At 71.1% G+C, this 22,322-nt stretch carries 22 protein-coding genes and 1 riboswitch; of the genes, 10 read left to right on the top strand and 12 right to left on the bottom strand.

Annotated elements, in window-relative coordinates; all coding sequences use genetic code 11:
• Together AC1DWC_RS21360 and mqo are read right to left on the bottom strand one after the other, a co-directional pair.
• A partial coding sequence (locus AC1DWC_RS21360) for a magnesium chelatase ATPase subunit I (RefSeq protein WP_477911277.1) occupies positions 1 to 954 on the bottom strand: 954 nt, incomplete at its 3' end.
• A 1-nt stretch (position 955) separates the two neighbouring features.
• Positions 956 to 1,121, bottom strand: a riboswitch (cobalamin riboswitch).
• A 94-nt stretch (positions 1,122 to 1,215) separates the two neighbouring features.
• Complete coding sequence (mqo, locus tag AC1DWC_RS21355; RefSeq protein ID WP_477911275.1) at positions 1,216 to 2,754, bottom strand: malate dehydrogenase (quinone); 1,539 nt, start codon at positions 2,752 to 2,754, stop codon at positions 1,216 to 1,218.
• Positions 2,755 to 2,873: 119 nt separating this feature from the next.
• On the opposite strand from mqo, the gene AC1DWC_RS21350 reads away from it, so the two are divergent.
• Together AC1DWC_RS21350 and mtr are read left to right on the top strand one after the other, a co-directional pair.
• The gene (locus AC1DWC_RS21350; protein ID WP_477911273.1) at positions 2,874 to 3,905 is read left to right on the top strand and encodes an alpha/beta hydrolase; all 1,032 of its coding nucleotides are present in this window, start codon (positions 2,874 to 2,876) and stop codon (positions 3,903 to 3,905) included.
• Positions 3,902 to 5,263 (top strand): mycothione reductase, encoded by a 1,362-nt coding sequence (gene mtr, locus AC1DWC_RS21345; RefSeq protein ID WP_477911271.1) that lies wholly within the window; start codon positions 3,902 to 3,904, stop codon positions 5,261 to 5,263. Before AC1DWC_RS21350 ends, mtr begins: the two co-directional genes overlap by 4 nt.
• 29 nt (positions 5,264 to 5,292) lie before the next feature.
• Here the strand turns inward: mtr and AC1DWC_RS21340 are convergent, their stop codons facing one another.
• The 6 genes from AC1DWC_RS21340 to AC1DWC_RS21315 all read right to left on the bottom strand — a co-directional run bounded on the left by AC1DWC_RS21340 (position 5,293) and on the right by AC1DWC_RS21315 (position 11,295).
• The gene (locus AC1DWC_RS21340; protein WP_477911269.1) at positions 5,293 to 5,961 is read right to left on the bottom strand and encodes a methionine ABC transporter permease; all 669 of its coding nucleotides are present in this window, start codon (positions 5,959 to 5,961) and stop codon (positions 5,293 to 5,295) included.
• Positions 5,958 to 6,992: a methionine ABC transporter ATP-binding protein gene (locus tag AC1DWC_RS21335; protein ID WP_477911267.1), complete on the bottom strand. Its 1,035-nt coding sequence runs from the start codon at positions 6,990 to 6,992 to the stop codon at positions 5,958 to 5,960. The genes AC1DWC_RS21340 and AC1DWC_RS21335 overlap by 4 nt, the downstream gene beginning before the upstream one ends.
• Positions 6,992 to 7,825 (bottom strand): MetQ/NlpA family ABC transporter substrate-binding protein, encoded by an 834-nt coding sequence (locus AC1DWC_RS21330; RefSeq protein WP_477911265.1) that lies wholly within the window; start codon positions 7,823 to 7,825, stop codon positions 6,992 to 6,994. Before AC1DWC_RS21330 ends, AC1DWC_RS21335 begins: the two co-directional genes overlap by 1 nt.
• A gap of 31 nt (positions 7,826 to 7,856) precedes the next feature.
• On the bottom strand, positions 7,857 to 8,855 hold the full coding sequence (locus AC1DWC_RS21325) for an isopenicillin N synthase family dioxygenase (RefSeq protein WP_477911263.1): 999 nt from the start codon (positions 8,853 to 8,855) through the stop codon (positions 7,857 to 7,859).
• A gap of 329 nt (positions 8,856 to 9,184) precedes the next feature.
• Positions 9,185 to 10,678, bottom strand: coding sequence for a SulP family inorganic anion transporter (locus tag AC1DWC_RS21320; protein ID WP_477911261.1), 1,494 nt, complete (start codon positions 10,676 to 10,678; stop codon positions 9,185 to 9,187).
• Between the two features lie 71 nt (positions 10,679 to 10,749).
• Positions 10,750 to 11,295: an alpha/beta fold hydrolase gene (locus AC1DWC_RS21315; RefSeq protein WP_477911259.1), complete on the bottom strand. Its 546-nt coding sequence runs from the start codon at positions 11,293 to 11,295 to the stop codon at positions 10,750 to 10,752.
• A 132-nt stretch (positions 11,296 to 11,427) separates the two neighbouring features.
• Here AC1DWC_RS21315 and AC1DWC_RS21310 point away from each other — a divergent pair, with 132 nt between their 5' ends.
• The 3 genes from AC1DWC_RS21310 to AC1DWC_RS21300 are packed head-to-tail and all read left to right on the top strand — an operon-like array spanning position 11,428 to position 13,435.
• The gene (locus AC1DWC_RS21310) at positions 11,428 to 11,790 is read left to right on the top strand and encodes a GntR family transcriptional regulator (RefSeq protein ID WP_477911283.1); all 363 of its coding nucleotides are present in this window, start codon (positions 11,428 to 11,430) and stop codon (positions 11,788 to 11,790) included.
• Positions 11,787 to 12,692, top strand: a complete 906-nt coding sequence (locus tag AC1DWC_RS21305) for an ABC transporter ATP-binding protein (RefSeq protein WP_477911257.1) — start codon at positions 11,787 to 11,789, stop codon at positions 12,690 to 12,692. The genes AC1DWC_RS21310 and AC1DWC_RS21305 overlap by 4 nt, the downstream gene beginning before the upstream one ends.
• Positions 12,689 to 13,435, top strand: coding sequence for an ABC transporter permease (locus AC1DWC_RS21300; protein ID WP_477911255.1), 747 nt, complete (start codon positions 12,689 to 12,691; stop codon positions 13,433 to 13,435). Before AC1DWC_RS21305 ends, AC1DWC_RS21300 begins: the two co-directional genes overlap by 4 nt.
• 188 nt (positions 13,436 to 13,623) lie before the next feature.
• Here AC1DWC_RS21300 and AC1DWC_RS21295 read toward each other — a convergent pair whose 3' ends face one another.
• The 3 genes from AC1DWC_RS21295 to AC1DWC_RS21285 all read right to left on the bottom strand — a co-directional run bounded on the left by AC1DWC_RS21295 (position 13,624) and on the right by AC1DWC_RS21285 (position 17,567).
• Positions 13,624 to 15,168, bottom strand: coding sequence for a cobyric acid synthase (locus AC1DWC_RS21295; protein ID WP_477911253.1), 1,545 nt, complete (start codon positions 15,166 to 15,168; stop codon positions 13,624 to 13,626).
• Positions 15,165 to 16,022, bottom strand: a complete 858-nt coding sequence (gene map, locus AC1DWC_RS21290; RefSeq protein ID WP_477843067.1) for a type I methionyl aminopeptidase — start codon at positions 16,020 to 16,022, stop codon at positions 15,165 to 15,167. Before map ends, AC1DWC_RS21295 begins: the two co-directional genes overlap by 4 nt.
• A 96-nt stretch (positions 16,023 to 16,118) precedes the next feature.
• Positions 16,119 to 17,567 (bottom strand): MFS transporter, encoded by a 1,449-nt coding sequence (locus AC1DWC_RS21285; protein WP_477911251.1) that lies wholly within the window; start codon positions 17,565 to 17,567, stop codon positions 16,119 to 16,121.
• Between the two features lie 170 nt (positions 17,568 to 17,737).
• Here AC1DWC_RS21285 and AC1DWC_RS21280 point away from each other — a divergent pair, with 170 nt between their 5' ends.
• Complete coding sequence (locus tag AC1DWC_RS21280) at positions 17,738 to 18,190, top strand: MarR family winged helix-turn-helix transcriptional regulator (RefSeq protein ID WP_477911249.1); 453 nt, start codon at positions 17,738 to 17,740, stop codon at positions 18,188 to 18,190.
• Positions 18,191 to 18,244: 54 nt separating this feature from the next.
• Positions 18,245 to 18,370 (top strand): hypothetical protein, encoded by a 126-nt coding sequence (locus tag AC1DWC_RS21275; protein ID WP_477911247.1) that lies wholly within the window; start codon positions 18,245 to 18,247, stop codon positions 18,368 to 18,370.
• A 91-nt stretch (positions 18,371 to 18,461) separates the two neighbouring features.
• On the opposite strand, the gene AC1DWC_RS21270 is transcribed toward AC1DWC_RS21275, so the two are convergent.
• Positions 18,462 to 19,178: a GntR family transcriptional regulator gene (locus AC1DWC_RS21270; protein WP_477911245.1), complete on the bottom strand. Its 717-nt coding sequence runs from the start codon at positions 19,176 to 19,178 to the stop codon at positions 18,462 to 18,464.
• A 166-nt stretch (positions 19,179 to 19,344) separates the two neighbouring features.
• On the opposite strand from AC1DWC_RS21270, the gene AC1DWC_RS21265 reads away from it, so the two are divergent.
• The 3 genes from AC1DWC_RS21265 to AC1DWC_RS21255 all read left to right on the top strand — a co-directional run bounded on the left by AC1DWC_RS21265 (position 19,345) and on the right by AC1DWC_RS21255 (position 22,322).
• On the top strand, positions 19,345 to 20,472 hold the full coding sequence (locus AC1DWC_RS21265; protein WP_477911243.1) for a TIGR03364 family FAD-dependent oxidoreductase: 1,128 nt from the start codon (positions 19,345 to 19,347) through the stop codon (positions 20,470 to 20,472).
• Between the two features lie 49 nt (positions 20,473 to 20,521).
• Positions 20,522 to 21,202: a phosphonatase-like hydrolase gene (locus AC1DWC_RS21260; protein WP_477911241.1), complete on the top strand. Its 681-nt coding sequence runs from the start codon at positions 20,522 to 20,524 to the stop codon at positions 21,200 to 21,202.
• A gap of 73 nt (positions 21,203 to 21,275) precedes the next feature.
• Complete coding sequence (locus tag AC1DWC_RS21255) at positions 21,276 to 22,322, top strand: 2-aminoethylphosphonate ABC transporter substrate-binding protein (protein ID WP_477911239.1); 1,047 nt, start codon at positions 21,276 to 21,278, stop codon at positions 22,320 to 22,322.

The raw sequence follows: 22,322 nt of genomic DNA, 5'->3' as shown, positions 1-22,322 counted from the left end.
GGCCTGCTCCGCGGCGTCGCGCATCGCGTCCTCGAGCTGCTGCGGGTCCAGCCCGGGCTCGTCGAACGGGTCGCGGCGACGCCGGTGCGGCAGCGTCAGTTCGGCGGCCACCCGCACGTCCTCCTCGGCCACGGCGTCGGCGCCGCGCCAGGCGGCGTGCGCGGTCGCGGTGCGCGCGAGCACCAGGTCCGCGCGCATGCCGTCCACGTCGAAGGACGCGCAGAGCGCGGCGATGCGGCGCAGCTCGGTGTCGCTGAGCGCGACGGCGGGCAGGGCGGCCCGGGCGGCGGCGATCCGGCGCGCCAGGGCGGCGTCCTGCCCCGCGTACCGGCCGGCGAACCCGGCGGGGTCCGCCTCGAAGTCGAGCCGGCGACGGACCACCTGCATGCGGGTGTCGACGTCGCGGGAGGCCGCGACGTCCACGGCCAGCCCGAAGCGGTCGAGGAGCTGCGGGCGGAGTTCGCCCTCCTCCGGGTTCATGGTGCCGACCAGGACGAAGCGCGCGGGGTGCGAATGCGAGACGCCGTCGCGTTCGATGTGCACCCGGCCCATCGCGGCGGCGTCGAGCAGCACGTCCACCAGGTGGTCGTGCAGCAGGTTCACCTCGTCGACGTAGAGGACACCGTCGTGGGCGGCGGCGAGCAGGCCCGGTTGGAAGGCGCGTTCGCCGTCCCGCAGCACCTTCTCGAGGTCCAGCGACCCGACCACCCGGTCCTCGGTGGCGCCGACGGGCAGTTCCACCAGCCGGGCGGGGCGCCCGTCGTCGACGGGGGGCAGCAGCGCGGCGAGCGCCCGCACCACCGTCGACTTGGCGGTGCCCTTCTCCCCCCGCACCAGCACACCGCCGATGCCGGGGTGCACCGCGCATAGCGTCAGGGCCAGCCGCAGCTGGTCCTGACCGACGATCGCACTGAACGGGAAGCCCGGATCGATACCTGAACCGGTTTGTGCCACAGCGTAATTCCCTTCACTGCCCGGTTTCCGCGCCGGGAGTCGGACGAGATGCGTCGCGGCCGCGGTGATCTGACTCCGGTTCGGAGCCTGGGCCGACGAACCGTCACAGTGGCGGGACCGTACCTGATTCACACAGGATTCCCCGCGGCAGCGAACGAGATGTTGTGGTGACGACTCTAGCCCGTGCCCACAACGCACTCGTGCGCGGCCGACGGGCCGGTGAGACCCGTCGACCGCGCACGAGCGGCAGAGCTGTGTACGTCAGGCGTTGACGGCGGTGGCCATCTCCTCGGTGCCCAGTTCCAGGACGCGGTTCGTCCAGTCCCAGACCTCACGGAAGAGCGCCTCGTTGTCCGACAGCTTGACGCCGAGCGAGGGCACCATCTGCTTGAGCTTCGGCTCCCAGGAGGCGAACTTGTCGCCGAAGCAGCGCTGCAGCACGTCGATCATCGCGGGGACCGCGGTCGAGGCGCCCGGGGACGCGCCGAGCAGGCCGGCGATGGAGCCGTCGCCGGCGGTGACGACGGCGGTGCCGAACTCGAGCACGCCACCCTTGCCCTTGCGGCGGATCACCTGCACGCGCTGGCCGGCGGTGATCAGCTCCCAGTCCTTGCCCTGCGCCTCGGGGACGAACTCGCCGAGCGTGCCGATCCGGTCCTCCGGCGACTGCATCAGCTCCGAGATCAGGTACTTGGTCAGGCCCAACTCGGTCAGACCCACGCCGAGCATCGAGAACAGGTTGTTCGGCTTGATCGACCCGGGCAGGTCGGTGAGCCGGCCCTGCTTGAGGAACTTCGGCGACCAGCCGGCGTAGGGGCCGAACAGCAGCCCCGGCTTGCCGTTGATCACCCGGGTGTCGAGGTGCGGAACCGACATCGGCGGGGCGCCGACCGCGGCCTTGCCGTACACCTTCGCCCGGTGCTGGTCGATCAGCTCCGGGTTGGTGCAGCGCAGGAACGCACCGCTGACCGGGAACCCGCCGAAGCCCTTGGCCTCGGCGATGCCGGACTTCTGCAGCAGGTGCAGGGCGCCGCCGCCGGCGCCGACGAAGACGAACTTGGCGTTGACGGTCTTGCTCGCGCGGGTGCGACGGTTGTGCACCTTGAGCGTCCAGCTGCCGTCGGACTGCTTCGAGATCCCGGTCACCTCGTGCCCGAAGTGGACGGTGCCACCGGAGGACGCGACGTGGTTGAGCAGCTGCTTGGTGAGCGCGCCGAAGTCGACGTCGGTGCCACCGTCGGACCAGTTCAGCGCGACCGGCTCCGAGAAGTCGCGACCCTTGGCCATCAGCGGCAGGCGACGGGCGAACTCGTCGGGGCTCTCGGTGTACTCCATGCCCGCGAACAGCGGGTGCCCGGCGAGCGCGTCGTAGCGCTTGCGCAGGTACTTCACGTTGTCCGCGCCGTGCACGAAGCTCACGTGCGGGATCGGGTTGACGAACTCCCGTGCCTCGGTGAGCACACCGTTCTCGAGCGCGTGCGCCCAGAACTGCCGCGAGACCTGGAACTGCTCGTTGACGTTGATCGCCTTGGCGATGTCGACGGAGCCGTCCTTGTTCTCGGGCGTGTAGTTGAGCTCGCACAGTGCGGAGTGCCCGGTGCCCGCGTTGTTCCACGGGTCGCTGCTCTCCGCGGCCGCGGCGTCGAGCCGCTCGAACACACTGATGGACCAGTCCGGCTGCAGCTGTCGCAGGAGCGCCCCGAGGGTGGCACTCATGATGCCCGCACCCACGAGCACTACGTCGGTCTTGGTCTCTACCGCATTATTGTCTGACACTGGAAAATCGACTTCCTTGTCCATTGGCAGTGGGCAGTCGCGCCGACTGCAGCCGATAGGTTACCCGCGCATGGGAACGCCGATGACCCCACCCAATTGTGCGCCACTGCGGACCGGATACCAGCCCACTAACATTGTGATCTGTGACTACATGGGCTCCGGACGTCCTCGGCGACGCCTACCAGCAATGCAGCATCCCCCTCGGGAACGATCCGGACGGCGAGGGCACGGTCGAGGCCACCCTGGTCCGGTACCACCCCCCACAAGGACCTTCCGCGACGGAGCACGGCCGCGCGGTTCTGTACGTCCACGGATTCACCGACTACTTCTTCCAGGAACACCTGGCAGAGCACTTCCACGAGCAAGGATACGCGTTCTTCGCGCTCGACCTGCGCAAGTGCGGCCGTTCACTTCGCCCCGGCCAGACCCCACATTTTGTGACCGACCTCACGTCCTACGACCAGGAACTCGACCGGGCGCTGGAGATCGTGCGTGCCGAGGTCGGCGGCGACGCGGACGCCGCCGGCGGGACCGGCGAGGGCTCCGTCCTGCTCGTGGCGCACTCGACCGGCGGCCTGATCGTGCCGCTGTGGATGGACCGGGTGCGGGCCCGGCCCGCGGGCGTGGCGGGTGCCGGGGTGACCGGCATGGTCCTCAACAGCCCCTGGTTCGACCTGCAGGGCCCCTCGTACCTGCGCAGCGTCGGGACGATCGCGGTCGACGCGATCGGCCGAATCCGGGACAAGCTCACGGTCGGCCAGCCGCTCTCGGACGTCTACGGCCGCAGCCTGCACCGCGACGCGAGTGGCGAGTGGGACTACAACCTGGAGTGGAAGCCGCTCAGCGGATTCCCGGTGACCTTCGGCTGGCTGCGCGCGATCCGGGCCGGGCACGCCCGCCTGCACCGCGGCCTGGACGTCGGTGTGCCCTCACTCATCCTGCGGTCCAAGGAATCCCACGTCTCGCGCAAGTACACCGAGAAGTCCGACGCGGCGGACCTGGTGCTCGACGTGACGCAGATCGCCCGGTGGGCGGGGTGTCTGGGCGACCGGACCACCATCGTCCCGATCGAGGGCGCACGGCACGACGTCTTCCTGTCCACCGAGGCGCCGCGCAAGCAGGCCTTCACCGAACTGGACCAGTGGCTCGACTGGCTGAACGGGCATCGGCGATGACCCACTACGACCTCGCGATCATCGGATCCGGCTCCGGCAACACCATCCTCGACGACCGGTTCGCGGACCTGCAGGTGGCGATCATCGAGGACGGCGTCTTCGGCGGCACCTGCCTGAACGTCGGGTGCATCCCCACCAAGATGTTCGTCTACGCCGCGGACGTCGCTCGGACCGTCGAGCACGCCGGCCGGTACGGCGTGGACGCGCACGTGGACAAGGTGCGCTGGCCGGACATCGTGGCCCGGGTGTTCGACCGGATCGACCCGATCTCTGCGGGCGGCATGCGCTACCGCCGGGACGAGAGCCCCAACACCACCGTGTACTCCGGCCACGCCCGGTTCGTCGGACCGCGCCGGATCGACACCGGGACCGGCGAGGTGATCACCGCCGACCAGGTCGTGATCGCCGCCGGGTCTCGGCCGATCGTCCCCGCCGAGGTGAGCGACAGCGGCGTCCGGTACTACACCAACGACGACATCATGCGGCTGCCGGAACTGCCCGAACACCTGGTGATCCTGGGTTCCGGCTTCATCGGCGCCGAGTTCGCGCACGTCTTCTCCGCGCTGGGCAGCCGGGTCTCGATCATCGGCCGCGGCGACCGTCTGCTCCGCCACCTCGACCGCGACATCTCCGACCGGTTCACCGAACTGGCCCACGCCAAGTGGGACGTGCGCCTCGGGCACCCGGTCGCGKCGGTGCGCGGCGACGGCGACTCCGTGGAGATCGAGCTGGCGGACGGCAGCCGGGTCGCCGGCGACGCCCTACTCGTCGCGGTGGGCCGCGCCCCGAACGGGGACCGGCTCGGCGCCGACACGGCGGGCATCGACGTCGACGAGACCGGCCGCGTGGTGGTCGACCGGTACCAGCGCACCACCGCCGAGGGGGTGTTCGCGCTCGGCGACGTGTCCTCGCCCTACCAGCTCAAGCACGTCGCCAACCACGAGGCGCGGGTGGTGCAGGAGAACCTGCTGCGCGGCGCGTGGGCGGAGGACGCCGACCTGGTCGAGACCGATCACCGGTTCGTGCCGGCCGCGGTGTTCACCGACCCGCAGATCGCGGACGTCGGGCTCACCGAGGAGCAGGCCCGCGAGCAGGGCCTCGACATCTCGGTGAAGGTGCAGAGCTACTCGGACGTCGCGTACGGCTGGGCGATGGAGGACACCGAGGGGCTGTGCAAGGTGATCGCCGAGCGCGGCACCGGACGGCTGCTCGGCGCGCACATCATCGGCGCGCAGGCGTCGACGGTGATCCAGCCGCTGATCCAGGCGATGTCGTTCGGCCTCAGCGCCCAGGACATGGCCCGCGGCCAGTACTGGATCCACCCGGCGCTGGCCGAGGTCGTCTGCGTGGTTTGGTAGCTCCGACTGCCAAACCACGCACGGCTGCGTCAGCGCCTGTGGGCCAACGCCCGCACGACGCCGTCGCCGATGGACTGCAGGATCTGCACCAGCACGATGAGCACCACCACCGCGACCAGCAGCACCGGCGTGTTGAACCGCTGGTAGCCGTAGACGATCGCGAAGTCGCCGAGCCCGCCGCCGCCGATGACGCCGGCCATCGCCGAGTACCCGACGAGCAGCACCACGGTCAGGGTAGCGCCCGCCACCAGCGACGAAACCGACTCCGGCACCAGCACTTTGCGCACGATCTGACCGTTGGTCGCCCCCATCGCCTGCGCCGCCTCGACGCGGCCGACGGGGACCTCGCGCAGCGACGACTCGACCACGCGCGCGTAGAACGGGATCGCGCCGATCGTCAGCGGCACGATCGCCGCGGTCGGCCCGATCGCGGTGCCGACGATCAGCCGGGTGACGCCGATCAGGGCGATCATCAGGATCAGGAACGGCAGCGACCGGAAGATGTTGACGATCGCGCCGAGCACGCCGTTGACGGCGCGCTGCGGCCACAGCCCACTCGGCGAGGTCACGTGCAGCACCACGCCGAGCAGGATCCCCCCGATCACGGTGAGCAGGAACGAGATCGACACCATGTAGAGGGTCTCCTGCGTCGCCTCCCACACCTCGGGCAGCGAGTCGAACCAGGTCAGCTTGTTCATGCGGTTGCTCCCTGCGTCACTGCGCCGATCGTTTCCGGTCCCTCGCCCCAGGCCAGGGTGGTACCCGGCTGGGCGTCCACGAACGCGGCGACGTCCGCCCGGTCCACGTCGGGGCCGAAGCGCAGACGCAGCCGGCCGACGGTGACGCCGGCGACCTGTTCCACGCGACCCCCGACCACCGAGATGTCGACGTCGAGCTTGCGCACGAGCTGGGCGAGCCACGGCCCGTGCGCCTCGTCACCGATCGTCGTGACCAGCGCCGTGTCCGCGCCGTCCCCCGCGGACGGATCGTCCCCGACCGGGACGATCGCCGACCCCAGGACCGAGCCGGGCGTGCCGACCAGGTCGAGGATCCGGCCGGTCTCGGCGATCCGGCCGTCGTCGAGCCGGGCGGCGGACGTGCAGATGCGGCGCAGCACCCCCAGCTCATGGGTGATGAGCACGACGGTGACGCCGATCCTGCGGTTCAGCTCGGCCAGCAGGTCCAGCACCTGGTCGGTGGTGTCGGGGTCGAGGGCGCTGGTCGCCTCGTCGCACAGCAGCACGTCCGGCTCCGACGCGAGAGCGCGGGCGATGCCGACCCGCTGCTGCTGGCCGCCGGACAGCTGCGAGGGGAAGGCCTTCTCCTTGCCCGCCAGCCCCACCAGCTCGATCAGCTCGTCGGCGCGGGCCCGGCGCTGCGTGCGGCCCAGTCCGGCCAGCTCCAGCGGGAACTCGATGTTCGCCCGCACCGTCCGCGAGTGCAGCAGGTTGAACTGCTGGAACACGGTGCCGATGCGGCGACGCGCCTGCCGCTGGCCGGCGCCGGTCAGCTGCGAGACGTCGTCGCCGCGGAGCACGATGCGCCCGCTGGTCGGGCTCTCGAGCAGGTTCAGGCACCGCAGCAGCGTCGACTTGCCCGCACCCGACGGCCCGACGATGCCGAAGATCTCGCCCTCGGCGATCTCGAGGTCGATGCCGCGCAGGGCCGAGACCTCCCCCGCGCCGGCGGCGGCGGGGTAGGTCTTGACCAGGTTCTCGACGACGATCATCAGTTGGCCGCGTGAACCGGGACGACGGAACCGTGATAGTTCTCCTGGATCCAGGCGGCGGTCTCCGGCGAGACGAGTGCGGCGGCGAGGGCCTTGACGCCCGGGTCGTTCTCCGTCGCGGCGCGGACGACGAGCAGGTTCGCGAACGGGTTGTTCTCGACGTTCTCGGAGAGCAGCGCGTCGTCGGCCGGGACCAGGCCGGCCTCGATCGCGTAGTTCGAGTTGATGACGGCCGCGGTGACCTGCGGGTCGCCGAGGTTGCGGGCGATCTGGGAGCGCTCGATCTCGACGAACTTCAGGTTCTTCGGGTTGGCCTTGATGTTCTTCTGCGTGACGACGGACAGGTCGGCGTCGGCGAAGGGCACGTCCATCTCGATCAGCTTGGCCGACTCGAGCAGGTACAGCCCGCGCGCGAAGTTGGTGGTGTCCTTGGGCAGGGCGATGGTCGACCCGTCGGCGATCTGGTCGACGGCGGTGACCTTCTCGGAGTACAAGCCCATCGGCTCGAGGTGCACGTCGGCGACGGAGACGAGGTCGTCGACGCCCTTCTGCTTCTGCCAGTCGGCGAGGTACGGGGCGTGCTGGAAGTAGTTGGCCTGCACGTCGCCGGCGACGAGCAGTTCGTTGGGGTCGATCTCGCCGGTGACGGGCTTGATGTCGAGCTTGACGTCGCCGAGGGCGCCGGAGTCGGCGATGTGCTCGAGGATCTCGACGTGCGGCGTGCTCGACGCGGAGATCACCAGCTTCTCCCCGCCACCGCCCGAGGAGCAGGCGGCGAGTCCGATGGTGAGCAGGGCGGCGGCGGAGAGAACAGCGGTGCGGCGCAAGAACATTGGGAGATACCTTCCGGTGGGGTCGAGAGGGTCAGCCGCGCAGGGCGGGCAGGTCGAGCAGGTCGCGGTGGTACCGCTCGGTGACGTTCGGATGCGCGCGCAGGCGCGACTTGAGGGCGTTGAGTCCGTAACGGGCGTGCAGGGTGCCGCCGTGCTGGTCGGGTCCGACGCCGGCGGCCTCGGCCGCGAGTTCGGGCGACAGCGGCACCGTCGGCAGGGCGTGGTCGTAGCCGGGGTTGAGGAAGAACGGCAGCGAGACCCGGTCGGTGCCGGCGACCGGCGGCAGCACCCGGTGCACGGTGGCCTTGAGGTAACCGCCGGTGGTCACCTCGAGCAGCTCGCCGATGTTGACGAGCAGGTGTCCGGGAATCGGTGCGACGTCGAGCCAGCCGTCGTCCGTTTCCACCTGGAAACCGGCGCTGCCGGGCTCCGGGTACAGCAGGGTCAGCGCCCCGACGTCCTTGTGGCTGCCGACGCCCTGGTCGGTGACCGAGCCGTCGTGGCCCGGGTAGCGGGCGATCTTCAGCAGCGGATCGGGGTCGGCGAACGCGGCGTCGAAGAAGTCGGCGGGCGCGCCGAGCGAGACCGCCCATCCGCTGATCAGTCGGAGTCCCGCGGACTGCGCCTGGGCCGACCACTCGAGCGCCAGGTCGCGCAGCCGCGGGACCCGCGCCGGCCACAGGTTGGGCCCGTGCAGCACGTCCCACGGGCGGGCCGGGTCGATCGGCTCCACCGCGGCACGCTCGGGCCCGATGTCGAGCTGCTCGCGCCAGTCGATGTAGCCCTGGGTGCGCTCGCCGCCGACGCGGGTGTAGCCGCGGAAGTGCGGCGAGTTGCTGTTCTCGATCTCGAGTTTGTCGGCCTCGGGCAGCGCGAAGAACTCGCGGGCAGCGGCGATCAGGTCGTCGGTGAGCCGCTGGTCGATGCCGTGACCGGTCAGGTAGAAGAATCCGATCTCGTGCGTGACCTCGCGGAGAGCGTCGACGTCGAGGTTCTCCAGATCGATGATCGGGAGTGAGCGGGCGGACATGGAACGGGTCCTTTCCCCACGGGGCACCGGCGGGCTACTGGCGCTGCGACGTGTGGGTGCCCGGTGGGAGGATTCGCACTTCGGGTACGGGACGGCCTTGAATGGGCCGTCGCGCGGGGTCTCGTCTCAGCGCTGACGCATGCAACAACAACCACGCGTGTGCATCGTGGTGGCGGTTGCTGCGGGGCCGCGCATCGAGGTCCCTTCCGGACGAGGTCGTTACCGCCGCACAGGACTCGGCGTTGCTGAACGTTAACGCGTCGGCGGCCACGAGTTCAAATCACGCGGGCACGCGGAGCGCCGAGCGGCGAGACGGGTGCGACGAGCGGTCAGAGCTGCCCGGACAGACGCTCGAGCCGGCCTAGTCCGGCGCCCTCGAGGCCGACGATCCGGACGGACTTCCCCCGCGCCTCGTACTTCTCGCGCACCGCGTCGAGCGTGGCCACGGTCGACGCGTCCCACACCTCGGCGTCGGTCAGGTCGATGACCACCGCCTCGGGGTCGGCGTCGTAGTCGAACCGGCGGACCAGGTCGTTGCTCGACGCCCAGAACAGTTGTCCCGTGACCCGGTACACCCGCTCGACCCCTCCGTCCCGGTCGCGGTCGGCGGCGGCGACCGAGGCCATGTGGGCGACCCGACGCGCGAACGCCACCGTCGCGGTCAGCACACCGAGGACGACACCGACGGCAAGGTTCTCGGTGGCGAGGGTGCCGACGACCGTCACCACCATCACCAAGGTTTCGCTGCGCGGCATCAGCCGCAGGGTGCGCGGCGCGATGCTGCGCCAGTCGAAGGTGGTCACCGCGATCACCAGCATCACCGCGACCAGCGCGGCCATCGGGATCGCGCCGACCACGTCGCCGACCGTCACACACAGGACCAGCAGGAACGCCCCGGCGAGGAACGTGGAGATGCGGGTGCGCGCCCGGCCCTCCTTCACGTTGACCATGGTCTGCCCGATCATCGCGCAGCCGCCCATGCCGCCGAACAGTGCGCCGGCCATGTTCGCGACGCCCTGCCCCCAGGACTCGCGGGTCTTGTCCGACGGGGTGTCGGTGATGTCGTCGACGAGCTTCGCGGTCAGCAGCGACTCGAGCAGACCCACCAGGGCGAGACCGAGCGCGAAGGGCGCGACGATCGTGAGGGTCTCCCACGTCCAGGGGACGTCCGGGATCATCCAGGTGGGCAGCCCCGACGGCAGCGCGCCCTGGTCGGCGACGTCGGGCACGTCCAGGTGGAACAGGGCGACGACCCCGGTGAGCACCACGATCGCGATCAGTGGGGCCGGGACCGCCCGCGTCAGCTTCGGGACGAACACGACCATCGCGAGACCCGCGGCGACGAGGGGGTACACCAGCCACGGCACATCGAACAGGTGCCTCAACTGGGCGCCGAAGATGAGGATCGCGAGCGCGTTGACGAAGCCGATCATCACCGACCGCGGGATGAACCGCACCAGCCGCGCGACCCCAGCCAGCGCGAGGACGATCTGCAACCCGCCGGCCAACCACACCGCGGCGATCAGGTAGTCGATGCCGTGCGACGCCACGAGCGGCGCCACCACCAGCGCCGTGGCGCCGGCCGCGGCCGAGACCATCGCGGGCCGGCCGCCGACGAACGCGATCGTCATCGCCATGATGCACGACGTGTACAGCGCCACCTTGGGGTCGACGCCCGCGATGACCGCGAACGAGATCACCTCGGGGATCAGGGCAAGTGCCGTCACCAGGCCCGCCAGGGCCTCCGTGGTCAGCCGGCGGGGGGATCGCAGGGCCGAGCGGACCGACGTGTCGTCGGAGGCGGCGGGGACGGTGTCGAGCACCGGCAGAGTCTAGTGCGCTGTCTGCGGCAGGACCCGATGCGGGAGTCGTCGGTCAGCACCCGTGCAGCGACTCACCACATGCTGGTGCGCAGCGAGATCTCCGCGGCGAACGCGGCGGCCGCGGCGCGCGGCACCGACTCGACGCCGTCGAGTTCGACGACCCGGAAGTCGGAGTAGCAGCGTCGGCCGCTGGCGTCGGCGTCGGGCCGGCCGTCGGGCCCCCCGATCACCAGCGTGGACGGGACCTCCACCGCGGGACAGTCGGCGCCGGCCACCGCGGGGTGCGGACTGTCGGCGACGACGAGGCTCTTGAACCGGCCGAAGGTGCGGGCGGCGGCCTGCCAGGCGAGCGCAGCGCCTTCCCGGTTGCCGGCGAGGTTGACGTACTTCAGGCCGAGCGCGTCGAGGAGGGCGAGCACCCCCGCCACGTCGAGGCCGTCGATCGTGTCGGGCACCACGGTGCGCAGGTCGGAGCCGTGCAACCGCTCGCAGACGGCGTCGAACACCGAAGCGTCCTCGCCGGCGCCGGGCAGCAGCACCACCACGTGGGCACTCTCGGGACCGTCCATGCGCACGGTGTAGACGACCTCGCCGACCGACACTTCCGTCAACTCCATGGCATCGGACGGTACACGCCGCCGCGCCCCGGTCGGGAAAACCGTGCGCGAAGGGTTGCGCCCCCGCCGCGCCGGTTCTATGGTTCATTACATGAGTAATGAACCAGCGAGCCGGCGACGGTGGGCATTCCGGTGATCGACGACGGCAGGCCGCTCTTCCAGCAGATCGCCGAGTTGGTCGAGAACTCGATCATCGACGGAACCCTGCCGGAGGACGGCCAGGCCCCGTCGACCAACGAGCTCGCCGCGTTCCACCGGATCAACCCGGCGACCGCCGCCAAGGGCCTCGGCCAGCTGGTCACCGAGGGAATCCTCTACAAGAAACGAGGCATCGGCATGTTCGTCACGCCAGGAGCGCGCGACGCGCTCCGGTTTCGGCGACGCGAGCACTTCGCGCGCCAGTACATCGAGCCGCTCGTCGCCGAGGCCGACAAGCTCGGCATGACGATCCCCGAGCTCAAGACCATGCTCGACCAGTGGGAGGAGACCCGATGAACCGCACCGCCCTCGCCGAGCGACCGGTCGTCACCGTGCGCGAGGTCGGCATGCGCTACGGCGACGTCGACGCGCTCGACGGCGTCACCCTCACCCTCGAACGCGACAAGATCTACGGCCTGCTCGGCCGCAACGGCGCGGGCAAGACCACGCTGATGCAGACCCTCACCGGCCAGGCGCTGCAGACCACCGGACGGGTGGAGGTGTTCGGCGAGACGCCGTTCGAGAACCCCCGGGTGCTGCGCAACCTCTGCTTCATCCGGGAGAGCCAGTCCTACCCGGAGGACCTGTGCGTGCGGCACGTCCTCACCGCCGCGCGGCACCTGCTGCCCGGCTGGGACCGCGACTTCGCCGACCAACTCCTCGACGACTTCCAACTTCCCCTGGGCCGCAAGGTCAAGAAGCTCTCCCGCGGCATGCGCTCCGCACTCGGGGTGGTCATCGGCCTCGCATCCCGCGCCCCGCTCACCCTCTTCGACGAGCCCTACCTCGGCCTCGATGCCGTTGCCCGGCAGCTCTTCTACGACCGGCTGCTCGCCGACTATGCCGAGCAGCCGCGCACCGTCGTACTGTCCACCCACCTCATCGACGAGGTCGCCAACCTGCTCGAGCACGTCGTCGTCATCGACCGGGGCCGGATCATCATGGACGACGACGCCGACGCGTTGCGCCGACGCGCCGTCGTCGCTACCGGCCCGGCCGCCGCCGTGGACGCATTCAGCGCGGGGGCCACCGTGCTGCACCGCGAGTCGCTCGGCGAGCAGGCCCGCGCGACCGTGTGCCGCACCGCGTCCGGCGCCGAGGTCGCCCGACTCCGCGAGGAGGGCGTCACGCTCGAACCCGCGTCGCTGCAGGAACTCGTCATCCGGAGCACCACCGCCACGAAGGAGCCGACCCGGTGATCACCGACTCCCCCACCGCCACCGTGCCCGTCCGCGACGACGCCACCGCCGGCTCCCGGATCGGAGCGACGCTGCGCCTGCACACCGTGGCCTGGCCGCTGCTGATCGCCTGGCCGGTCGGCATCCTCGCAGGCTCGTTCCTGATCAGCTACGTGATCTTCGCCCTGCTGCAGTCGGACCAGGACGACAACTTCACTGGCAGCGTGTTCGCCGTCTACGGCTTCGTCCTGGCCTTCTACCTGCAGGCGATGACGCAGACGTTCCCGTTCGCGCTCGGCCTCAGCGTCACCCGCCGTGAGTTCTTCACCGCCACCGCGCTGATGGCCCTGGCGCAGTCCGTCGTCTTCGCCCTCGCGCTCTACCTCCTGTCGGTGGTCGAGGCGGCCACCGACGGATGGGGCGTGCGGATGCGGATGTTCGGCCTCTCCCACTACTTCACCGACAGCCCCGCCCTGCAGTTCCTCGCCCTGTTCGCCAACCTGCTGCTGGTCGCCGCGGTCGCGTTGGCCGCCGGCGCCGTCTACCAGCGCTGGAAGGTCACCGGGGTGCTCACTGCCGGCGTCACCGTCCTCGGCGGCCTCTCGCTGGCGGCCGTCCTGGTGACCTGGGCGCGGGCGTGGCCGAGCATCGGCGCCTGGTTCCAGGAGGTGAACCGGGCGGTGCCGATGGTGGTGCTGCCGCTGGCGCTGGCCGTACTGGCGATCGGGGTGTCCTGGGCCGCGCTGCGCCGGGCGACGCCGTGACCGACTAATCCCGGTCTCCGTCTCCGGACCGAGCCACCGCCGGGACCGTCGCCGCCGGCCGCTCGGCGGCCGAAAGGTCCTCGGCCGTGCGGCTTCTCGCGGACCCAACCCTGCGGAACCGGCGTTTCGACGCGTCACCCGCGCAGTGGGCCGCGCACTTCGGCCACCGCTCGGTGAGCCGGCCGAGGCTACTCCCCCACCGCCAGGAAGTGCTCCAGGACCGGAAGACCCTGGGGCGCACCGCCGCTGATCAGCGCCAGCACCGCGTCCACGTCCAGGTGCCGCTCCACCAGGTCGGCCAGCAGGTCCAGCTGGGCGGCGCGCTCGGCGGCGACGGAGGTGTCCGGCGCGACGGTGAACGCGCGGCCGGTCTGCCCGGCGACCCAGGTCAGCAGCGCGCGACGGTATCCGTCGGACTCGAGCAGCCCGTGCCAGTGGGTGCCCAGCACCGCGCCGCGGACGCTGCCCTCGGCGACGCCGTCGGCCCCGCGCAGCAACGGCGCGTCGCCGGTGCGGACCACCCGGCCGTGGTGGATCTCGTAGCCGGACACCGCGACTGCCGCGCCCGGGACCCCGGGCTCGGAGGTCCCCGTCGCCTGCCGCAGCACCTTCTCGGCCGCGAACTCGACGTCCAGGTCGAGCAGGCCGAGCCCGTCGACGGCCCCGGACCCGGACTCGACGTCGTCGACGATGGTGCGGCCCAGCATCTGGTAGCCGCCGCAGATCCCGAGGATCGGCCGGCCGGCCGCGGCCCGGGCGGTGAGGGCGTCCGCGATCCCGCTCGACCGCAGCCACGCCAGGTCCGTGACGGTGGACTTGCTGCCGGGCAGCACCACCAGGTCCGCGTCCTGCAGCCGGGACGGCTCGGTCACCCAGTGCACGGACACCCCGGGCTCGCAGGCCAGCGCCTCGACGTCGGTGGCGTTGGACACCCGTGGCAGCCGCACCGCGGCCACCCGCAGCCACGCCTGCCCGACGGGCGGGCCGGGCCGGCCGACGGGCGCGTCGGCCACCGTGGACAGCGAGTCCTCGGCGTCGATCCACAGGCCCTCGGCGAATGGCACCACGCCGAGCGTGGGCCGGCCGGTCATCACCCGGAGCTGCTCGAGCCCGGGTTCGAGCAGCCCCACGTCGCCGCGGAACTTGTTGACCACGAACCCGGTGATCAGCGCCTGGTCGGCCGCGTCCAGCACCGCCACGGTGCCGAACAGGTGGGCCAGCACCCCGCCGCGGTCGATGTCCCCGACCACGATCACTGGCAGCTGCGCGGCCTGCGCCAGCCCCATGTTCGCCAGATCCGTTGCCCGCAGGTTGATCTCGGCGGGCGAGCCGGCGCCCTCGCAGATCACCACGTCGTACTGCTCGCGCAGCGCGGCCAGTTCCTCGGCGACCACCTCGCGCAGCCACTGCCGGTGCTCGACGTAGTCGCGGGCGCCGACGGTGGTGACGGCGCGGCCCCGCACCACCAGCTGCGAGGTGCGGTCGCTGCCGGGCTTGAGCAGCACCGGGTTGAAGCGGACGCTGGGCGCGAGCCCGCAGGCCTGCGCCTGCAGGGCCTGGGCGCGGCCGATCTCGCCGCCGTCGAGGGTGACGACGGAGTTGTTCGACATGTTCTGCGCCTTGAACGGCGCCACCGAGACGCCGCGCCGGGCCAGCATCCGGCACAGCCCGGCGACCAGCACGCTCTTGCCGGCGTCGGAGGTCGTCCCGGCTACGAGCAGTGCGCCCTTCACGGGAGGGTGAGGATTTCCGTACCCGTCTCGGTCACCACGATGGTGTGCTCGAACTGCGCGGTCCACTTGCGGTCGGCGGTGACCACGGTCCAGTCGTCGGCCCACATCTCGTAGTCGGGGGTGCCGAGGTTGATCATCGGCTCGATGGTGAAGACCATGCCGGGCTCGATGACCGTGTCCACGTTCGGCTGGTCGTAGTGCAGGATCACCAGTCCGTTGTGGAACGTCTCACCGATGCCGTGGCCGGTGAAGTCGCGCACCACGCCGTAGCCGAAGCGGTTCGCGTAAGCCTCGATCACCCGGCCGATCACGTTCAGTTCGCGGCCCGGCCGGACCGCCTTGATGGCCCGCATGGTGGCCTCGCGGGTGCGTTCGACCAGCAGCCGGTGCTCCTCGGAGACGTCGCCCGCCAGGAAGGTGGCGTTGGTGTCGCCGTGCACGCCGTCGATGTAGGCGGTGACGTCGATGTTGACGATGTCACCGTCCTCGATCACCGTGGAGTCCGGGATGCCGTGGCAGATCACCTCATTGAGCGAGGTGCAGCACGACTTGGGAAAACCCTTGTAGCCCAACGTGGACGGGTAGGCGCCGTGGTCGCACATGTACTCGTGCGCGATCCGGTCCAGCTCGTCGGTGGTGACGCCGGGCGCCACCGCCTTGCCCGCCTCCGCGAGGGCCTGCGCGGCGATCCGGCCCGCCACCCGCATCTTCTCGATCGTCTCGGGGGTCTGCACCCACGGCTCGTTGCCCTCGTTGACGGTCGGCTTCCACGCGTACTCCGGCCGCTCGATCTTGGCGGGGACGGCGAGGGTCGGCGAGACGTTTCCGGGGCGGAGCTGGGTGCGCACAGACATGGGTGCAAGGCTACGCGCCACGCGAGTGCCCGAACGGACGAGCCCGGCGAACCTCCACGAGGGATGTCCGCCGGGCCCGGGTGGTTCGGCTGCAGGTCAGCTCCGCGCGGACACCAGCTCGTCCTCGGACCCGACGGTCGGCACCTCCGGCGCCCGTCGACCTGTCGGGATGCACGCGGCGACGACGGCGGCGACGAGCGCGACGCCGCAGCCCAGCAGCAGTCCGGTCCGGAAGCCGTTCTCGGTGGGCAGCGTGTACTCGCCGACCTGGACGCTCATCTGGGCGAGGACGAGGCCGACGACGGCGGCGGCGATCGACGTGCCGATGGACCGGCTGAGCGTGTTGAAGGCGTTGGCCGCGGCGGTCTCCGAGTGCGGGACCGCGCTCATGATCAGGGCCGGCATCGCACCGTAGGCGAAGCCGGTGCCGGCGCCGCAGATGGCGGCGACGATCATCAGGCCCCAGGCCGTGCCCATCAGCAGCATCGACGAGGCGTAGCCGACCGCGATGATCAGGGCACCGACGATCAGGGTCACCTTGGGCCCGCGCGCCGAGGAGAGCTTGGCGCCGACCGGGGAGAGCGCCATCATCACCAGGCCGCCCGGCACCATCCACAGGCCCATCGCCAGCATCGACTGTCCCAGACCGAATCCGGTGGCCTCGGGCAGCTGCAACAGCTGCGGCAGGATCAGCGACTGCGCGTACATCGCGAAGCCGACGACCACGCCGGCGACGTTGGTCAGCAACACCTGCGGACGCGCGGTGGTCCGGAGATCGACCAGCGGATCACTGGTGCGCAGCTCCCACCAGCCCCAGGCCAGCAGGACGGCGATCGCGACGACGAAGAGTCCGACGATGGTCCCGCTGCTCCAGCCCCAGACCGCGCCCTTGGACACGCCGAGGAGCAGGCACACGAGGCCGACGCCGAGGCCGACCGCGCCGATGGGATCGAACCTGCCGGCGTCGGGGTCGATCGGGGTGGCGGGCACGATCTTCCAGATCAGCCCGGCGATCACGACGCTGAGGACGGCGGCGCCCCAGAACAGCACCCGCCAGCTGGTGTTCTGCGTGACGGCCGCGGCGATCGGCAGGCCGAGCGCGCCGCCGATGCCCATCGACGCACTCATCAGGGCGATCGACGTGTTCAGCTTCTCCCTGGGCACCAGGTCACGCAGGGCGCTGATGCCGATCGGGATCAGGCCCATGCCCATGCCCTGCAGGGCGCGGCCGGCGATCATCGGCACCACGGACGTCGCGAGCGCACACATCACCGAACCCAGGATCAACGGCACCGTGCAGACGAGCAGCATGCGCCGCTTGCCGTAGAGGTCGCCGAGCCGGCCGGTGATCGGGACGCACACCGCGCCGGCGACCAGGGTCGCGGTGATCACCCAGGAGGCGTTCGATGCGGTGGTGTCGAGCAGGAGCGGGAGGTCGGCGATCAGCGGGACGACCAGCGTCTGCATCAGCGCGGCGACGATGCCGGTGAACGCCAGCACACCGACGAGGCCCTTCGGGTTGGCGGTTGGACTCGGACCTGACACGGGCGATCTCCTCGACTTCACGGGTGGCACCGATGTGCTCGATACACAGAGTGTGCACAATACACATCTATTGCATGATGCAAACTGTCTGCACCATGCAATGGGCATGTATCGTGCAATGCGGACAAAACGCGCAGCGCGCCCCGGGCCGGGGCGACGGAAGGACCCGCATGGACAAGCCCACGAACCGGATCGAGTTCGAGACCATGCTGCTCGGACGGCACCTCACCCGCCCCCGCCGCGGCGAGGGCCACCTGGACGCGAGCGCCTACGCCCTGCTCAGCCGACTCTGCATCGACGGCCCGATGTCCGTAGGCGAACTCAGCGAGGCCTTCATCCTGGACACCTCGACCATCAGCCGCCAGAGCAGCGCCATGCTCAATTCCGGCCTGGTCGAACGCATCCCGGACCCCGACGGCGGGATGGCCCGCAAGTTCCGGATCACCGCCGAGGGCCGCCAACGCCTCGACGCCGAGCGGGCCGGCAACGTCGCCGGGCTGGACCGGGTGATGGCCGACTGGGAACCCGACGACGTCGCCGCCTTCGCCGCGATGCTCGAACGGTTCAACCTCGACATAGAGCGCCGGGCGGGCCGCCCGTGGCCACGAATGCGCGAATCCTGAACACCCAGCGGACATCTCGCCGGTGCGAGCGCAACGTCACCCCCGGAGGTTCGCATGGGATCAATCGAGGACGTCTGCGTCGCCCACACCTACGTCGCCCGCGGCATCGACGCCGCATCGGCGGGAGGCCCGGAAGGGATACTGAACATGCTCGGCATCTCGCCCCAGTCAGCGCAGTAGAGCCCGCGCACGTCGGCGGTGGTGGCACTTCGCGCCTGTGCGCACTTTGGTACCTGGAGCCACCAAAAGTGCGCACAGGCAGCGGAGCCGCCTACTCGCGCAACGTCGCGACGAACGCCACCCGGTCGCCGCGATACAGGGACCGGACCCGCTCGATCGGCACGCCCTCGGCGTCCAGGGACGTCCTGTGCAGCAACAACACCGGCATGGACGTGGCCGAGTCCAGCAGCGCGGCCTCGCGTGGTGACGCCAGCACCGTCTCGATCCGCTCGGTCGCCGAGGTGAACACCACCCCGGTCGCGCGGATCGCCGCGTACAGCGACCCCGAGGGGTCGAAGGTCTCGGCCAACTCCCCGAACCGCCGGGCCGGCAGGTACGTGCTCTCCAGCCCGATCTTGTTGCCGTCCGCCAGCAGCACCCGCTCCAGGTGGACGACCTGGGACCCGACCGGCAGGTCCAACTCCGCCGCCAGCTCCTCGTCCGCCCGGACCCGCCCGAGCGAGACCAGCTCGCGGCCGGGCACCCGCCCCTGGCCGAGTGCCCCCTCTGTGTAGGAGCGCAACGAGAGCGGTTGCACGAGTTTGGGACTGGCGACGACGGTGCCGCGGCCCCGACGCTCGACCCGGCCCTCGACGAGGAGTTCGTGCAGGGCCTGCCGGACGGTCTCCCGGGACACCCCGCAGCGGACCGCGAGCTCCCGCTCCGCCGGGACGGCGTCGCCCTCCTCGAGCCCGACGAGCAGCGCCTCGAGTTCGGCGCGCACCAGGGCGGCCTTGGGCAGATTCACAGCGGCCTCCGCGACCCTCACCGGCGCCCGCACCCACGTGCGACGACGGCGGGGACGGCACCGATCCTTTGCTCGTTCATGCGGGTCAGCGTACCCGAAATTGGTCTGTACCAATCTTTTGCCGCCGTTGTCCCGCCGTTCACCAAGAGGTCACCTTCTGGTCTAGACCAAAGTCCACGATCTGCCCATGCGAATTGCAATTGTGGGTGGAGGAATCCTCGGAACGGCGCACGCCGACGAGGCGATCCGCCGCGGACACGACGTCGTCCAGCTCGAGCGCGAACCCGAGGCACGCGGCGCGACGGTACGGAACTTCGGCCTGGTGTGGGTGTCCGGGCGGGCCGAGCACGAGCTCGAGGCCGCCCTGCGGTCCCGCGAGCTGTGGGCGGACCTCGCCGCCCGGGTGCCCGGGGTCGGGTTCCGCGCCGCCGGGTCGATGACGCTGTTGCGCACCCCCGAGGAGGTGGCCGTCGCCGAGCAGGCCGTCGCCCGCCCGGACGCGCAGGCCCGCGGTTTCGCACTGCTCGACCCGGACCAGGTGCTCGCGGCGAACCCCGCGCTGCGCGGCAAGTTCCTCGCCGGCCTGCACTGCACCCGCGACGGCGCCGTCGAGTCCCGCGTGGCCCTGCCCGCGATCCGCCGTCACCTCGAGGCCAGCGGGCGCTACGCCTTCCACGCCTCCACCGAGGCCCGCGAGGTCCGCAGCGACGAGAACGGCGTGCACATCCGCGACGACCACGGCCGCACCTTCGACGCCGACCTGGCCGTCGTCTGCCCCGGCGCCACCCTCGGCGGGCTGGCCCGCGACCTCGCCGGCGAGCTGCCGCTGCGTCGCGTCCGTCTGCAGATGATGCAGACCGCCCCGCTCGGCGAGGCGCTGACCACCGCGATCGCCGACGGCGACAGCCTGCGCTACTACCCCGGATTCGCCGGCACCGCGCTCGACGCGCTGCGCACCGCGCAGCCGCAGGCGCCGACCGCCGAGGCACACCGGATGCAGCTGCTGTGCGTGCAGCGCCTGCACGGCGGACTGACCATCGGCGACACCCACGAGTACGACGAGCCGTTCGACTTCGACGTGGACGAGGCGCCCTACCGGCACCTGACCGGCGTGACCGAGGAGCTGCTCGGCCGCCGGCTGCCCCCGATCGTCAAGCGCTGGGCGGGCGTCTACAGCCAGTGCCGCGACACCGGCGAACTGGTGCACCGCGGCCGGCCCGCCGACAACGTCTGGGTGGTCGCCGGTCCCGGCGGCCGCGGCATGACCCTCGGGCCCGCCCTCGCCGAGCAGACCGCCGACCAGCTGGGCCTCTGACACCACCGAGGCACCGCCCACCAACACCTCTCACCCCCCAGGAGTCACCGTGACCTCCCGCATCACCCTCGCCGTGCTCGACATGGCCGGCACCACCGTCGCCGACGACGGGCTGGTCCTGCAGGCCTTCGCCGCCGCCGCCGAGGCGGGCGGGCTGCCGCCGCAGGGCCCCGAGGCCGACGCCGCCCGCCAGTACGTCCTCGACACCATGGGCCAGTCCAAGATCGTCGTCTTCCGCGCCCTGTTCGGGGACGAGGACCGCGCCCACACCGCCAACGCCGCCTTCGAGGCCGCCTACGACCGCCTGGTCGAGGAGGGCAACGCCGCGCCGATCCCCGGCGCCGCCGAGTCGATCACGGCGCTGCGCGAGGCCGGCATCAAGGTCGCGCTGACCACCGGCTTCAGCCGCGGCACCCAGGACAAGCTGCTCGCCGCCCTCGGCTGGCACGGCCTCGCCGACCTGACCCTCTCCCCCGCCGAGGCCGGCCGCGGCCGCCCCTACCCGGACCTGGTCCTCGCCTCGCTGCTGCGTCTCGGCATCGACGACGTGAAAGAGGTTGCCGTGCTGGGCGACACCGCCAGCGACGTGACCACCGGGCTGCGCGCCGGCGCCGGCGTCGTCGCGGGCACCCTCACCGGCGCCCACGACGAGGCGCAGCTGCGGGCCGCGGGCGCCACCCACGTGGTGCCCTCGGTCCGCGAGTTCGCCGACCTGCTGCTGAACCGCTGACCCGACCCCAGACATCCCGTCACCGCACCACCCCTGCCCCTGCTCGACTCCTTCACCCACAGTCAGGAATCCGATGCGCCTCCGCTCCAGCCTCGCCGCCGTCGCCCTCGCGGCGACCGTCCTCACCGTGACCACCGCGTGCGGTGGCACCGGCACCGCCGCAGGGTCCGGCACCGAGACCGTCACCGTCTACAGCGCCGACGGGCTCGCCGGGTGGTACAAGACCCAGTTCGACGCGTTCACCAAGGAGACCGGCGTCGCCGTCAACCTGGTGGAGGCCGGCTCCGGCGAGGTGGTCTCCCGGGTCGAGAAGGAACAGTCCAACCCGCAGGCCGACCTCGTCGTCACCCTGCCGCCGTTCATCCAGAAGGCCGCCGCCCAGGACCTGTTGCAGCCCAGCGGCATCGACACCTCCGCGGTGCCCGCGGCCGAGCAGGACCCGGCCGGCCGGTACGTGCCGGTGGTCAACAACTACCTCTCGTTCATCGCCAACCCGGGCGCGAACCCGGCGCCTGTCCGCTGGGACGACCTGCTCACCGAGCAGTACCAGGGCAAGCTGCAGTACTCGACCCCCGGGCAGGCCGGTGACGGCACCGCGGTGCTGCTGCTCCTGCAGCACCTGATGGGCAAGCCGGCCGCGCTGGACTACCTCGGCAAGCTCCAGGCCAACAACGTCGGCCCGTCCTCGTCCACCGGCAAGCTGCAGCCGAAGGTGAGCAACGGCGAGCTGCTGGTCGCGAACGGCGACGTCCAGATGAACCTCGCCTCGATCTCCGGCGACGGCTCCAAGTTCGCCGTCTTCTTCCCCGCCGACGCCGCCGGCGCCCGCACCACCGTCGCCCTGCCGTACGTGATGGGCCTGGCCAAGGGCGCGCCGCGCGCCGAGCAGGCCCGGAAGCTGATGGAGTTCCTGCTCTCCGAGCAGGCGCAGCGCACCGTCGGACCCGACGCGCTCGGCGTCTCCGTCCGCTCCGATCTGCAGTCCGCGGGCGACGTGACCGACAAGGGCACCCCGGCCGGCCTGCTCGACGGCGTCACCGTCTGGACGCCGGACTGGAACACCGTGATCACCGAGCTCGACGGCGACGTCGCCGCCTACCAGAAGGCCACCGGGAACTGA

The sequence above is a fragment of the Rhodococcus sp. P4_C10 genome (genome assembly GCF_056402135.1).
This window is presented reverse-complemented; position numbering and strand designations above follow the sequence as displayed.

Bases quoted from the DNA above. Each gene is read 5' to 3' on its own strand.
- mqo (WP_477911275.1), bottom strand. From the start codon at position 2,754: ATGGACAAGGAAGTCGATTTTCCAGTGTCAGACAATAATGCGGTAGAG.
- AC1DWC_RS21340 (WP_477911269.1), bottom strand. From the start codon at position 5,961: ATGAACAAGCTGACCTGGTTCGACTCGCTGCCCGAGGTGTGGGAGGCG.
- AC1DWC_RS21335 (WP_477911267.1), bottom strand. From the start codon at position 6,992: ATGATCGTCGTCGAGAACCTGGTCAAGACCTACCCCGCCGCCGCCGGC.
- AC1DWC_RS21330 (WP_477911265.1), bottom strand. From the start codon at position 7,825: ATGTTCTTGCGCCGCACCGCTGTTCTCTCCGCCGCCGCCCTGCTCACC.
- AC1DWC_RS21325 (WP_477911263.1), bottom strand. From the start codon at position 8,855: ATGTCCGCCCGCTCACTCCCGATCATCGATCTGGAGAACCTCGACGTC.
- AC1DWC_RS21315 (WP_477911259.1), bottom strand. From the start codon at position 11,295: ATGGAGTTGACGGAAGTGTCGGTCGGCGAGGTCGTCTACACCGTGCGC.
- AC1DWC_RS21305 (WP_477911257.1), top strand. From the start codon at position 11,787: ATGAACCGCACCGCCCTCGCCGAGCGACCGGTCGTCACCGTGCGCGAG.
- map (WP_477843067.1), bottom strand. From the start codon at position 16,022: ATGTCTGTGCGCACCCAGCTCCGCCCCGGAAACGTCTCGCCGACCCTC.
- AC1DWC_RS21280 (WP_477911249.1), top strand. From the start codon at position 17,738: ATGGACAAGCCCACGAACCGGATCGAGTTCGAGACCATGCTGCTCGGA.
- AC1DWC_RS21275 (WP_477911247.1), top strand. From the start codon at position 18,245: ATGGGATCAATCGAGGACGTCTGCGTCGCCCACACCTACGTCGCCCGC.
- AC1DWC_RS21265 (WP_477911243.1), top strand. From the start codon at position 19,345: ATGCGAATTGCAATTGTGGGTGGAGGAATCCTCGGAACGGCGCACGCC.
- AC1DWC_RS21255 (WP_477911239.1), top strand. From the start codon at position 21,276: ATGCGCCTCCGCTCCAGCCTCGCCGCCGTCGCCCTCGCGGCGACCGTC.